Genomic DNA, 12,472 nt, shown 5'->3' with positions numbered 1-12,472 from the left:
ATCGCCTTTCCCCTCATGGGGAGCGATTATTCCACGATGAACAGCGGCTTGCCAGTCATCTCTTCAGGGATTTCCATACCCATCAGCGACAACATGGTTGGCGCGATGTCGGAAAGCTTGCCGCCTTCCACAGCTTTCACTGATTTATCACCTACATAAATCAGTGGAACAGGCAGGTTGGTATGGGCGGTATGCGCCTGACCGGTTGCCGGATCACGCATCTGTTCTGCGTTACCGTGGTCAGCGGTGATCAGCAGCTGGCCGCCCACGGATTCAACCGCTTTCGCGACCTGCTCAACGCAGTGGTCCAGCGCTTCAACCGCTTTAACGGCTGCTTCCATCACGCCGGTGTGGCCCACCATGTCGCCATTCGGATAGTTACAGATGATGGTGTCGTATTTACCGCTTTCGATCGCGGCCACCAGTTTTTCGGTCAGCTCCGCAGAGCTCATTTCTGGCTGGAGATCGTAAGTGGCGACTTTCGGCGAGTTAATCAGGATGCGGTCTTCGCCTTTAAACGGCTCTTCTACGCCGCCGTTAAAGAAGAAGGTCACGTGCGCATACTTCTCAGTTTCGGAGATGCGCAGCTGCGTTTTATCGTTTTTCGCCATCCACTCGCCGAAGGTATTTTCCAGGGAAGCGGGTGGATACGCGCATGGGGCTTTGATATCCGCTGCATACTCGGTCAACTGGATGAAATCGATCTTCGCCACTTTCTTACGGGCGAAACCGTCGAAATCGCTGTTGACGAAGGCGCGGGTGATTTCGCGCGCGCGGTCAGCACGGAAGTTCATGAAGATCAGCGCATCGCCATCTTCCATGGCGGCATCGGCCTGGCCTTCAGCGCGGATCACGGTTGCCTTCACAAATTCGTCGTTTTCATCACGCGCGTAAGCTGCTTCCAGGCCTTCAACGGCGGTCGGGAACTGGAACTCGCCTTTTGCCAGGGTCAGCAGATCATAGGCTTGCTCAACGCGGTCCCAGCGGTTGTCACGGTCCATGGCATAGTAACGGCCAACGATGGACGCCACGCGGCCTTTGCCCAGTGCGGCAAATTTATCTTCAAACGCTTCAAGAGAACCTTTTGCGCTGCGTGGCGGCGTATCGCGACCATCCAGGAAGGCGTGCAGATAGATTTTTTCCGCACCGCGCTCGGCGGCCAGTTCTACCATCGCCATGATGTGATCTTCGTGGCTGTGAACGCCGCCCGCAGAGAGCAGACCCATAATGTGAACGGCCTTGCCTGCGGCAACGGCTTTATCAACCGCTCCGGTGAGCGTTGGGTTGGCAAAGAATGTACGTTCTTTGATTTCAACGTCCAGGCGCGTCAGGTCCTGATAAACGATACGGCCCGCACCCAGGTTAACGTGACCCACTTCAGAGTTGCCCATCTGACGATCTGGCAGACCCACTTCCAGGCCAGACGCATCAATCAGGGTGTGGGGACGTTTTGCCCATAGCGCATCCATAACCGGGGTTTTGGCGTTGAAAATGGCGTTATCCTGTTGATCTTCACGGTAGCCATAGCCATCCAGAATCACCAGTACCATAGGTTTTTTAGAAACCGACATTGCGACAACCTCATGCTCAAGAGACAAAAAATTTGCGTAATTTTACTACAGCTGAATCGATAAAATAGCCGCAGAAGATCAAAGAAAGCGCGGGGGCAATGCTGTTCTCAAGCCATTTTGAGGCTTTTTTTACGTGGCATGCCGCAGAAAATAGATTAGCTTTATGTCGCTGGCTGTATTTGCCACAGCGCACAGGTATACTCCTGTCCTGGTTTTTTTAATCACTTAGTCGGGAGTTGTTACCCCCCATGCAAGAAATTATGCAATTCGTTAGCCGCCACCCGGTTCTGAGCATCGCGTGGATTGGCCTGCTGGTCGCTGTACTGTTCACCACATTTAAGGGACTGACGTCTAAAATTAAGGTGATCACCCGCGGTGAAGCGACACGTCTGATCAACAAAGAGGACGCCGTGGTTGTCGATCTGCGTCAGCGCGACGATTTCCGCAAGGGCCACATCGCAGGTGCTATCAACCTGCTGCCCGCGGAAATTAAAGCGAACAACATTGGTGAGCTGGAGAAGCATAAAGCCCAGCCGATTATTGTTGTTGACGGCACTGGCATGCAGGCGCAGGAATCTGCCAGCGCACTGCATAAAGCAGGCTTTGAAAACGTAATGGTGCTGAAAGAAGGCATCTCCGGCTGGAGCGGGGAGAATCTTCCTTTAGTGCGCGGTAAATAAGGAGTTAAGTGATGGCCAATATTGAGATCTACACCAAAGCAACGTGCCCGTTCTGCCACCGAGCGAAAGCGCTGCTGTCCAGCAAAGGCGTAACGTTCAAGGAACTGCCGATCGATGGTGACGCGATTAAACGCGAAGAGATGATCCAACGCAGTGGTCGCACAACGGTTCCACAGATTTTTATTGATGCGCAGCACATTGGCGGCTGTGATGACTTGTATGCGCTCGACGCTCGTGGCGGACTCGATCCGCTGCTGAGCTAGAGACTTTAGGACAATTAAAAAGGGTTTTTCCATGTCAGAACAAAACAACACCGAGATGACTTTCCAGATCCAGCGCATCTACACCAAGGATGTCTCTTTCGAAGCGCCAAATGCGCCGCACGTTTTCCAGAAAGACTGGCAGCCAGAGGTTAAACTTGATCTGGATACCGCATCCACCCAGCTGGCGGATGATGTGTATGAAGTCGTACTGCGTGTCACCGTGACCGCCTCTCTGGGCGAAGAAACCGCATTCCTGTGCGAAGTTCAGCAGGGCGGTATCTTCTCCATCGGCGGCATCGAAGGCAACCAGATGGCGCATTGCCTGGGTGCATACTGCCCGAACATCCTGTTCCCGTATGCCCGTGAATGCATCACCAGCCTGGTTTCTCGCGGTACATTCCCGCAACTGAACCTTGCGCCAGTAAACTTTGATGCGCTGTTCATGAACTATCTACAGCAGCAGGCTGGCGAAGGTACCGAACAACATCAGGATGCCTGATGAGCACTGTTAATGCGTCAATGACTGTGATCGGTGCCGGCTCTTACGGCACCGCTCTTGCCATCACCCTGGCAAGAAATGGTCACGACGTGGTCCTGTGGGGCCACGATCCAAAACATATCGCGACGTTGCAACACGACCGCTGCAATGTGGCGTTTCTCCCGGACGTTCCGTTCCCTGACTCCCTGTATCTGGAAAGCGACCTCGCGACCGCGCTGGCGGCCAGCCGCAATATTTTGATTGTGGTGCCAAGCCATGTGTTTGGCGAAGTCCTGCGTCAGATTAAGCCGCTGATGCGTGCGGATGCGCGTATTGTGTGGGCGACGAAGGGGCTGGAAGCGGAAACCGGACGTCTGTTGCAGGACGTTGCCCGCGAAGCGCTGGGAACAGCGATCCCGCTGGCGGTGATCTCCGGGCCGACGTTTGCCAAAGAGCTGGCTGCGGGCTTGCCGACGGCGATTTCGCTGGCGTCCACCGACCAGGCATTTTCCGACGATCTTCAGCAACTGCTGCACTGCGGCAAAAGCTTCCGCGTGTACAGCAACCCCGATTTTATCGGCGTGCAGCTGGGCGGCGCGGTGAAGAACGTCATTGCCATCGGGGCCGGGATGTCTGACGGCATCGGTTTCGGCGCGAATGCGCGTACTGCGCTGATCACCCGTGGTCTGACCGAAATGTCCCGCCTGGGCGAAGCGCTGGGTGCCGATCCGGCCACCTTTATGGGAATGGCAGGGCTGGGCGACCTGGTGCTGACCTGCACCGATAACCAGTCGCGTAACCGCCGCTTTGGCATGATGCTCGGACAGGGCAGCGATGTAAAAAGCGCGCAGGAGAAGATTGGTCAGGTGGTTGAAGGCTATCGCAATACCAAGGAAGTTCGCGAACTGGCGCACCGTTTCGGTGTTGAAATGCCAATAACCGAGGAAATTTATCAGGTATTGTATTGCGGAAAAAATGCGCGCGAGGCAGCATTGACCTTATTAGGTCGTGCGCGCAAGGACGAGCGCAGCAGCAATTAGCCGGGAAGTATCGTCACCTGAATGACCCAGCCAGCGCAGAACTGGCTGGTCATTAACTATCGTCTGGAGCAAGCAATGCCGTGTGAAGAACTGGATATCGTCTGGAATAATATTAAAGCCGAAGCCCGAGCGTTGGCCGACTGTGAGCCCATGCTGGCCAGTTTCTATCACGCGACGCTACTTAAGCACGAAAATCTCGGCAGCGCCCTGAGCTATATGCTCGCCAATAAATTGGCTTCCCCTATCATGCCTGCTATCGCGATTCGCGAGGTGGTGGAAGAGGCCTACGCCGCAGATCCGGAGATGATTGCTTCTGCCGCCTGCGACATCCAGGCTGTGCGCACGCGAGACCCGGCGGTGGATAAATACTCCACGCCGCTACTGTATCTCAAAGGCTTCCACGCCTTACAGGCGTACCGCATCGGCCACTGGTTATGGAATGAGGGACGCCGCGCGCTGGCCATCTTCCTGCAAAACCAGGTTTCCGTGACCTTCCAGGTCGATATTCACCCGGCGGCGAAAATTGGCCGCGGGATCATGCTCGATCACGCCACCGGCATTGTTGTCGGGGAAACGGCGGTGATCGAAGATGACGTGTCGATCCTGCAATCCGTTACGCTGGGCGGTACCGGTAAAACCAGCGGCGATCGCCATCCGAAAATCCGTGAAGGGGTGATGATTGGCGCGGGCGCTAAAATCCTCGGCAATATTGAAGTCGGACGCGGCGCGAAGATTGGCGCGGGGTCGGTTGTGCTCCAGCCTGTACCGCCGCACACCACCGCCGCTGGCGTCCCGGCGCGCATCGTCGGTAAGCCAGACAGCGATAAGCCGTCGATGGATATGGATCAGCACTTCAACGGTATTCATCACACCTTCGAATACGGCGACGGTATCTGAACGCCGGAACACCTAAATAAAAAAGCCCGGTGAGTCAGTGCACCGGGCTTTTGATTAGTTGCGGTATAACACTTTGATAATGTGATAGCCGAATTGTGTGTGCAGTGGGCCAGTTGGCTCCAGCACCGGGCAGGAGAAGACCACTTTATCAAACGCCGGGACCATCTGGCCCTGGCGGAACTCGCCTAAGTCACCACCGCGTTTGCCTGACGGGCAAATCGAGTGTTTCTTCGCCAGTTTGCCGAAGTCGGCGCCGTTTTTAATCTGTTCGAGCAGATCCTGTGCCAGTTTCTCTTCTTTAACAAGGATATGCAGTGCTGCTGCTGTTTTTGCCATGATCGTGCCTTGAGTCGACTAGTTTACGGTCGGTATACTACCACGCGTTTTTCCTCCTCTCCCGACTTTCATTGAGTGACCATTTATGCGTTTAAACCCCGGACAACAACAAGCTGTCGAATTCGTCACCGGACCCTGCCTGGTGCTGGCGGGAGCGGGATCCGGTAAAACACGCGTGATCACCAACAAAATCGCCCACTTAATTCGGGGTTGTGGATACCAGGCGCGCCATATCGCGGCGGTCACCTTTACCAACAAAGCGGCGCGTGAGATGAAAGAGCGCGTCGGCCAGACGCTGGGCCGTAAAGAGGCGCGCGGGCTGATGATCTCCACCTTCCACACGCTGGGTCTGGATATTATCAAGCGCGAATACGCGGCGCTGGGCATGAAGTCCAACTTTTCTCTCTTTGATGACACCGACCAGGTGGCGCTGCTTAAAGAGCTGACGGAAGGGCTGATCGAAGATGACAAAGTTCTGTTGCAACAGCTGATCTCGACGATCTCGAACTGGAAAAACGATCTGATGACGCCGGCCCAGGCAGCGGCAAGCGCCAAAGGCGAGCGCGACCGCATCTTTGCCCACTGCTACGGTCTGTACGACGCGCATATGAAAGCCTGTAACGTCCTGGATTTCGACGATCTGATCCTGCTGCCGACGCTGCTGCTTCAGCGGAATGAAGAGGTACGCGAGCGCTGGCAGAACAAAATTCGTTACCTGCTGGTGGATGAATACCAGGATACCAACACCAGCCAGTACGAGCTGGTGAAGCTGCTGGTAGGGCAGCGTGCACGCTTTACCGTCGTAGGCGATGACGATCAGTCGATTTACTCATGGCGTGGCGCGCGTCCGCAAAACCTGGTGCTACTGAGCAAAGACTTCCCGGCGTTGCAGGTGATTAAACTGGAGCAGAACTACCGTTCTTCCGGGCGTATCCTGAAGGCGGCGAACATCCTGATTGCCAATAACCCGCACGTCTTTGAGAAGCGCCTGTTCTCCGAACTGGGTTACGGCACCGAGCTGAAAGTGCTAAGCGCCAACAACGAAGAGCACGAAGCGGAGCGCGTAACGGGCGAGCTGATTGCTCATCACTTCGTCAACAAAACTGAATACAAGGATTACGCGATCCTCTATCGCGGAAACCACCAGTCGCGCGTCTTTGAAAAGATGCTGATGCAGAACCGCATCCCCTACAAAATCTCCGGCGGTACGTCGTTCTTTTCGCGTCCCGAAATCAAGGATCTGCTGGCCTATCTGCGCGTGCTGACCAACCCGGATGACGACAGCGCTTTCCTGCGCATCGTGAATACGCCGAAACGCGAGATTGGCTCTGCGACGCTGCAAAAACTGGGTGGATGGGCGATGACCCGCAACAAAAGCCTGTTCACCGCCAGCTTCGATATGGGGCTGAGCCAGACCCTGACCGGGCGCGGCTATGACGCCTTAACCCGCTTTACCCACTGGCTGGGTGAGGTGCAGCGTCTGGCAGAGCGCGAGCCTGTGGCGGCTGTACGCGATCTGATCCACGGCATTGATTACGAATCCTGGTTGTATGAAACCTCTGCCAGCCCGAAAGCAGCCGAGATGCGGATGAAAAACGTTAACCAGCTCTTCAGCTGGATGACCGAAATGCTTGAAGGATCTGAGATTGACGAGCCCATGACCCTGACGCAGGTGGTCACCCGCTTCACGCTGCGCGATATGATGGAGCGCGGCGAAAGCGAAGAAGAGGCCGATCAGGTTCAGCTAATGACGTTACATGCCTCGAAAGGGCTGGAGTTCCCGTATGTCTATCTGGTGGGGATGGAAGAGGGCTTATTGCCGCACCAGAGCAGCATTGATGAAGATAACGTCGACGAAGAGCGCCGTCTGGCCTACGTGGGGATCACTCGTGCGCAGAAGGAGCTGACGTTTACGCTGTGCAAAGAGCGCCGTCAGTATGGTGAGCTGGTGCGCCCGGAGCCGAGCCGTTTTCTGCTGGAGTTGCCTCAGGACGATCTTATCTGGGAGCAGGAGCGTAAAGTCATTACCGCTGAAGAGCGTATGCACAAAGGGCAGGCAAACGTGGCAAACATTCGCGCGATGCTGGCAAAAGCCAAAGAGAAGGGATAACTATTTGCAGGCCGGGTAAGGCGAAGCCGCCACCCGGCACGCTTCAAAGGGTCACTTCACATCAAGCGCCCAGTGCACATAGCTCTGCCACTGGTACTCCTGCTCAATCAGTTCCGCCCCAAGCGGATGATCCTCAAGCCAGTTTTCCGGTAGCGTCAGCGTCAGTTTCTCATCGTCTGCCGCCAGCGTAATGGCTGGCAGCAAATCATCACGACGCCGGCTGGCAAACAGGATCGCCAGGCGAAGCAGACGACACAGATGCTCCGCCACGCGCGGCGGTACAGCGTTCTGCTGGTGAAGGGAAGAGAGATCGACGGCGTTAGTCTGATTTAGCAGCAGGGTGGCCAGCAGCTTCTTCTGGGCGGGCGTATAGCCCGGTAAATCGAGATTACGCACCAGCCAGGCCGCGTGCAGCGGTGCCTGCTTGTACTCCACGCTGAGACCAATTTCATGTAGCGCACAGGCGCTTAGCAGCAGATCGCGGCTTAACGGTTCAATATCCCAGCTTTTTTTCACCTGATCGGCAAACAGTGACGCCAGTTGACTCACTCTGTGTGCCTGGTCGATATCAACAATAAAGCGGCGCTGAACGTTACGCAGCGTACGGCTACGGATGTCCTGATCGACCGACTGGTGCAGCATTCCGTAGACCAGACCTTCGCGCAGCGCACCGCCTGCCAGGGTCATACACTGGATATTCAGTTCAGTAAAAATGGCGATCAGAATGGCGAGCCCACTGGGGAAAACCAGCGCGCGTTCGAGCGTCAGCCCTTCTATTTCAAGCTCTTCCAGACGACCACACTGGATGGCGCGCTGTTTAAGCTGCTGGAGTTTGGCAAGCGTGATCCGCTCGTCCATTCCCTGTGCCATCATGATTTCCTGCAACGCCTGAACGGTTCCGGACGCGCCGACACACACTTTCCAGCCGTGATAGCGCAGTTCGTCCATAACCGGGCGCAGGACCGCACGCGCCGCGTTTTCCGCCTCGTCAAAATTCTCTTTGGCAAGGTTTCGATCGGTAAAGTAGCGTTCCAGCCAGGTCACACAGCCCATCGACAGGCTGAAGAGCGACGTCGCCTGCGCGCCTGTGCCCGTGACCAGTTCGGTACTGGCGCCACCGATATCGACCACCAGACGACGATCGTCGCCGCCGGTCGTATGCGCCACACCCTGATAAATCAGACGCGCTTCTTCTTCACCGCTGATGACCTGCACCGGACAGCCCAGAATTTCCTGTGCTCTGGCAATGAAATCGCCAGCGTTAACCGCCAGACGAAGGGTCGCCGTGGCAACAACGCGAATTTGACTGAGCGGGATATCCTGCAAACGTTCTGCAAACAGACGCAGACACTGCCAGCCACGTTCCATGGCTTCCGGGGAGAGGTGATTATCGCTGCTCAGGCCCGCCGCGAGGCGGACCTTGCGCTTAATGCGCGTCAGCGTTTGTATGCTTCCCGCCACCTCGCGCACAACCAGCATATGAAAACTATTCGAACCGAGATCAATTGCCGCATAAAGCGAGGTGGAGCTGAGCATATTTTTTAACCTGAACGACGACGATTACGCGGTGCACCGCCGGAACGACGCGGACCATTGCCGGAGCGTGGACGGGTAAGGCGCTTAGGTGGCGGCAGTTCGCTCAACAGCGCGTCCGGATTGTATTTGCTCTGTGGAATAGAGTGACCGATGTAGGTCTCAATGGCCGGAAGATTCAGCGCATACTCTTCACACGCAAGGCTGATGGAGTGACCGCTTGCGCCGGCACGACCGGTACGACCGATACGGTGTACATAGTCTTCACAGTCATCTGGCAGGTCATAGTTAAAGACGTGCGTCACGGCTGGAATGTGCAGGCCACGGGCCGCCACGTCGGTCGCGACCAGAATATCAAGGTCGCCACGAGTAAATTCGTCGAGAATGCGCAGGCGTTTTTTCTGCGCCACGTCGCCGGTCAGCAGGCCCACACGGTGCCCATCTGCCGCCAGGTGACCCCAGATATCTTCACAGCGGTGTTTGGTGTTCGCGAAGATAATTGCGCGATCCGGCCACTCTTCTTCGATCAGGGTTTGCAGCAGGCGCATTTTCTCTTCATTAGAAGGATAGAAGAGCTCTTCTTTAATGCGGTGCCCGGTTTTCTGCTCCGGTTCTACTTCCACATATTCCGCATTGTTCATCTGCTCGAATGCGAGTTCACGCACGCGGTATGACAGGGTAGCGGAGAACAGCATGTTCAGACGCTGGTTTGCCGCAGGCATACGGCGGAACAGCCAGCGGATGTCTTTAATGAAGCCCAGATCGTACATGCGGTCTGCTTCATCCAGCACCACGACCTGGATTGCGCCGAGGTAGATATGGTTCTGTTTGGCGTAGTCGATAAGACGGCCGGTGGTCCCAATCAGGATATCGACGCCGCTTTCCAGCACTTTCAGCTGTTTATCGTAGCCGTCGCCGCCATAGGCCAGGCCAAGTTTCAGGCCGGTGGCTTGCGCCAGGGGCTCAGCGTCTGCGTGGATCTGTACCGCCAGTTCTCGCGTCGGGGCCATAATTAGCGCGCGCGGCTGGTTAACTTTGCGGTCTGCAATCGCCGGGTGAGAAAGTAAATAATGAAACGTTGACGTTAAAAACGCCATCGTTTTGCCAGTACCGGTTTGCGCCTGCCCTGCAACGTCGCGACCGGCCAGCGTCAGCGGCAGGGCGAGAGCCTGAATGGGCGTGCAGTTATGAAACCCTTTAGTTTCAAGGGCTTCGATCACCTTTGGGTGCAGGGCGAAGTCGGAAAACTTCTGTTCTGTTAAATGTGTTTTGCTCATAGTGTGGTAGAATATCAGCTTACTATTGCTTTACGAAAGCGTATCCGGTGAAATAAAGTCAACCTTTAGTTGGTTAATGCGACATCAACACGTCGTTGGTGGAGACAAAACCAACGTACCAGGCTTATTCCTGTGGAGTTATATATGAGCGATAAAATTATTCACCTGACTGACGACAGTTTTGACACGGACGTACTTAAAGCTGACGGGCTGATCCTCGTTGATTTCTGGGCTGAATGGTGTGGTCCTTGCAAAATGATCGCTCCGATTCTGGATGAAATCGCTGACGAATATCAGGGCAAACTGACCGTTGCCAAGCTGAACATCGACCAGAACCCGGGCACCGCGCCAAAATACGGTATCCGTGGCATCCCGACCCTGCTGCTGTTCAAGAACGGTGACGTGGCGGCGACCAAAGTGGGCGCACTGTCCAAAGGTCAACTGAAAGAGTTCCTGGACGCTAACCTGGCGTAAGGTTTCTCAGCCGAGCGTCCAGAACGCCTAATTAACGGCGAGCTCTGGACGCCCGGCTTTAGTCGTGCTAAGTTAGCTATGACTACGTTTTAAACATATCTTGTTGTTTGAATCTTGTTTTACCCGATACTTCCCGTTGTTAACTTAAACAGTGCGTGAAGTTGCTAGATTCCGGGCTTGTCACTCAATCCGTCTTGTCGTTTCAGTTCTGCGTTCTTTCCCTGTGACCAGACAGCGAACAGACATGAGGTGATGGCCGCTAAACAGGCATGGATGACCCTGCCATACCATTCACAACATTAAGTTCGAGAATCACCCCGAGTTTAAGAACCCACACCATTATGAATCTTACCGAATTAAAGAATACGCCGGTTTCTGAGCTGATCACTCTCGGCGAAAATATGGGACTGGAAAACCAGGCTCGTATGCGCAAGCAGGACATCATTTTCGCCATCCTGAAGCAGCACGCTAAGAGTGGCGAAGATATCTTTGGCGACGGTGTGCTGGAGATACTGCAAGACGGATTTGGTTTCCTCCGCTCCGCAGACAGCTCCTACCTCGCCGGCCCTGACGACATCTACGTATCCCCTAGCCAAATCCGCCGTTTCAACCTCCGCACTGGTGACACCATTTCAGGTAAGATTCGTCCTCCAAAAGAGGGTGAACGCTACTTTGCGCTGTTGAAGGTTAACGAAGTTAACTACGACAAACCGGAAAACTCCCGCAATAAGATCCTGTTCGAGAACTTAACGCCGCTGCACGCTAACTCTCGTCTGCGCATGGAGCGTGGTAACGGGTCTACTGAAGACTTAACCGCTCGTGTGCTGGATCTGGCATCGCCAATTGGTCGTGGCCAGCGTGGTCTGATTGTGGCGCCGCCAAAAGCCGGTAAAACCATGCTGCTGCAAAACATCGCGCAGAGCATTGCTTACAACCATCCAGACTGTGTGCTGATGGTGCTGCTGATTGACGAACGTCCGGAAGAAGTAACCGAGATGCAGCGTCTGGTGAAAGGGGAAGTGGTTGCGTCTACCTTCGACGAGCCTGCTTCTCGCCACGTTCAGGTTGCGGAAATGGTCATCGAGAAGGCGAAACGCCTGGTTGAGCACAAGAAAGACGTGATCATCCTGCTCGACTCCATTACCCGTCTGGCGCGTGCCTACAACACCGTGGTGCCGGCTTCCGGTAAAGTACTGACCGGTGGTGTGGATGCTAACGCCCTGCATCGTCCGAAGCGTTTCTTCGGTGCGGCGCGTAACGTGGAAGAGGGCGGTAGCCTGACCATTATCGCGACGGCGCTGATCGATACCGGCTCCAAAATGGACGAAGTTATCTACGAAGAGTTTAAAGGTACAGGCAACATGGAACTGCACCTTTCTCGTAAAATCGCAGAAAAACGCGTCTTCCCGGCGATCGACTACAACCGTTCCGGTACCCGTAAAGAAGAGCTGCTTACCACTCAGGAAGAGCTTCAGAAAATGTGGATCCTGCGTAAAATCATCCATCCAATGGGCGAAATCGACGCAATGGAATTCCTCATTAACAAACTGGCGATGACCAAAACGAACGACGATTTCTTCGACATGATGAAACGCTCGTAACGCAAATAATCCCAGTAAACGCCACGTTTTTACGTGGCGTTTTTTATTTATGGACTATACGCTATTACCACACACTCCCAATTTAGACCTGTCGGTGCGAAAATAAGAAGGTTTGCACAGTCAAAGAAATAATTGATTGAAAAACATACAAAGGGAGTTGTGATGAGCCATCTTTAATCCTTCTGAGGCAGAGGCTTCATGGTTATACTTCC

At 54.7% G+C, this 12,472-nt stretch carries 12 protein-coding genes; 8 read left to right on the top strand and 4 right to left on the bottom strand.

The annotated features are described in order from the left end of the window. Positions 1 to 26 precede the first annotated feature (26 nt). Positions 27 to 1,571, bottom strand: a complete 1,545-nt coding sequence (gpmM, locus tag O1722_RS22405; RefSeq protein ID WP_032646785.1) for a 2,3-bisphosphoglycerate-independent phosphoglycerate mutase — start codon at positions 1,569 to 1,571, stop codon at positions 27 to 29. 248 nt (positions 1,572 to 1,819) lie between these two features. Between gpmM and O1722_RS22400 the strand changes: the two genes are divergently transcribed. From O1722_RS22400 to cysE, 5 genes are all read left to right on the top strand, one after another. Then, a complete protein-coding gene (locus O1722_RS22400) occupies positions 1,820 to 2,251 on the top strand; it encodes a rhodanese-like domain-containing protein (protein WP_032646787.1) in 432 nt (143 codons plus the stop codon). Between the two features lie 11 nt (positions 2,252 to 2,262). Beyond that, on the top strand, positions 2,263 to 2,514 hold the full coding sequence (gene grxC / locus O1722_RS22395) for a glutaredoxin 3 (RefSeq protein ID WP_003860837.1): 252 nt from the start codon (positions 2,263 to 2,265) through the stop codon (positions 2,512 to 2,514). Positions 2,515 to 2,545: 31 nt separating this feature from the next. Further along, positions 2,546 to 3,013: a protein-export chaperone SecB gene (gene secB, locus O1722_RS22390; RefSeq protein WP_014168079.1), complete on the top strand. Its 468-nt coding sequence runs from the start codon at positions 2,546 to 2,548 to the stop codon at positions 3,011 to 3,013. After that, a complete protein-coding gene (gene gpsA, locus O1722_RS22385) occupies positions 3,013 to 4,032 on the top strand; it encodes an NAD(P)H-dependent glycerol-3-phosphate dehydrogenase (protein ID WP_006812398.1) in 1,020 nt (339 codons plus the stop codon). Before secB ends, gpsA begins: the two co-directional genes overlap by 1 nt. A gap of 75 nt (positions 4,033 to 4,107) precedes the next feature. Next, a complete protein-coding gene (gene cysE / locus O1722_RS22380) occupies positions 4,108 to 4,929 on the top strand; it encodes a serine O-acetyltransferase (protein ID WP_022646641.1) in 822 nt (273 codons plus the stop codon). A gap of 54 nt (positions 4,930 to 4,983) precedes the next feature. Here the strand turns inward: cysE and ppiC are convergent, their stop codons facing one another. Next, a complete protein-coding gene (gene ppiC, locus O1722_RS22375; RefSeq protein ID WP_006812396.1) occupies positions 4,984 to 5,265 on the bottom strand; it encodes a peptidylprolyl isomerase PpiC in 282 nt (93 codons plus the stop codon). 85 nt (positions 5,266 to 5,350) lie between these two features. Here ppiC and rep point away from each other — a divergent pair, with 85 nt between their 5' ends. Next, positions 5,351 to 7,375 (top strand): DNA helicase Rep, encoded by a 2,025-nt coding sequence (gene rep / locus O1722_RS22370; protein ID WP_100151274.1) that lies wholly within the window; start codon positions 5,351 to 5,353, stop codon positions 7,373 to 7,375. Positions 7,376 to 7,426: 51 nt separating this feature from the next. On the opposite strand, the gene gppA is transcribed toward rep, so the two are convergent. Together gppA and rhlB are read right to left on the bottom strand one after the other, a co-directional pair. After that, positions 7,427 to 8,911 carry a guanosine-5'-triphosphate,3'-diphosphate diphosphatase gene (gene gppA / locus O1722_RS22365; RefSeq protein WP_017383602.1) on the bottom strand — a complete coding sequence of 495 codons (1,485 nt, stop codon included), beginning with the start codon at positions 8,909 to 8,911 and terminating at the stop codon, positions 7,427 to 7,429. 5 nt (positions 8,912 to 8,916) lie between these two features. Then, positions 8,917 to 10,185 (bottom strand): ATP-dependent RNA helicase RhlB, encoded by a 1,269-nt coding sequence (gene rhlB / locus O1722_RS22360; protein WP_033486963.1) that lies wholly within the window; start codon positions 10,183 to 10,185, stop codon positions 8,917 to 8,919. A gap of 144 nt (positions 10,186 to 10,329) precedes the next feature. Here rhlB and trxA point away from each other — a divergent pair, with 144 nt between their 5' ends. Then, the gene (gene trxA, locus O1722_RS22355) at positions 10,330 to 10,659 is read left to right on the top strand and encodes a thioredoxin TrxA (RefSeq protein WP_006812392.1); all 330 of its coding nucleotides are present in this window, start codon (positions 10,330 to 10,332) and stop codon (positions 10,657 to 10,659) included. 341 nt (positions 10,660 to 11,000) lie between these two features. Next, a complete protein-coding gene (gene rho / locus O1722_RS22350) occupies positions 11,001 to 12,260 on the top strand; it encodes a transcription termination factor Rho (RefSeq protein WP_001054528.1) in 1,260 nt (419 codons plus the stop codon). The last annotated feature ends 212 nt before the right edge of the window (positions 12,261 to 12,472 follow it).

The organism is Enterobacter cloacae complex sp. HYC003_NIDB (genome assembly GCF_056673375.1).
Note: the sequence above shows the minus strand (reverse complement) of the source record. Positions and strands in the feature narration are given on the sequence as shown.

What these genes read in the sequence shown, in the direction of transcription:
- grxC (WP_003860837.1), top strand. Translation starts at nt 2,263, where the DNA reads ATGGCCAATATTGAGATCTACACCAAAGCAACGTGCCCGTTCTGCCAC.
- cysE (WP_022646641.1), top strand. Translation starts at nt 4,108, where the DNA reads ATGCCGTGTGAAGAACTGGATATCGTCTGGAATAATATTAAAGCCGAA.
- ppiC (WP_006812396.1), bottom strand. Translation starts at nt 5,265, where the DNA reads ATGGCAAAAACAGCAGCAGCACTGCATATCCTTGTTAAAGAAGAGAAA.
- rep (WP_100151274.1), top strand. Translation starts at nt 5,351, where the DNA reads ATGCGTTTAAACCCCGGACAACAACAAGCTGTCGAATTCGTCACCGGA.
- rho (WP_001054528.1), top strand. Translation starts at nt 11,001, where the DNA reads ATGAATCTTACCGAATTAAAGAATACGCCGGTTTCTGAGCTGATCACT.
- O1722_RS22400 (WP_032646787.1), top strand. Translation starts at nt 1,820, where the DNA reads ATGCAAGAAATTATGCAATTCGTTAGCCGCCACCCGGTTCTGAGCATC.
- gppA (WP_017383602.1), bottom strand. Translation starts at nt 8,911, where the DNA reads ATGCTCAGCTCCACCTCGCTTTATGCGGCAATTGATCTCGGTTCGAAT.
- trxA (WP_006812392.1), top strand. Translation starts at nt 10,330, where the DNA reads ATGAGCGATAAAATTATTCACCTGACTGACGACAGTTTTGACACGGAC.
- secB (WP_014168079.1), top strand. Translation starts at nt 2,546, where the DNA reads ATGTCAGAACAAAACAACACCGAGATGACTTTCCAGATCCAGCGCATC.
- gpmM (WP_032646785.1), bottom strand. Translation starts at nt 1,571, where the DNA reads ATGTCGGTTTCTAAAAAACCTATGGTACTGGTGATTCTGGATGGCTAT.
- gpsA (WP_006812398.1), top strand. Translation starts at nt 3,013, where the DNA reads ATGAGCACTGTTAATGCGTCAATGACTGTGATCGGTGCCGGCTCTTAC.
- rhlB (WP_033486963.1), bottom strand. Translation starts at nt 10,185, where the DNA reads ATGAGCAAAACACATTTAACAGAACAGAAGTTTTCCGACTTCGCCCTG.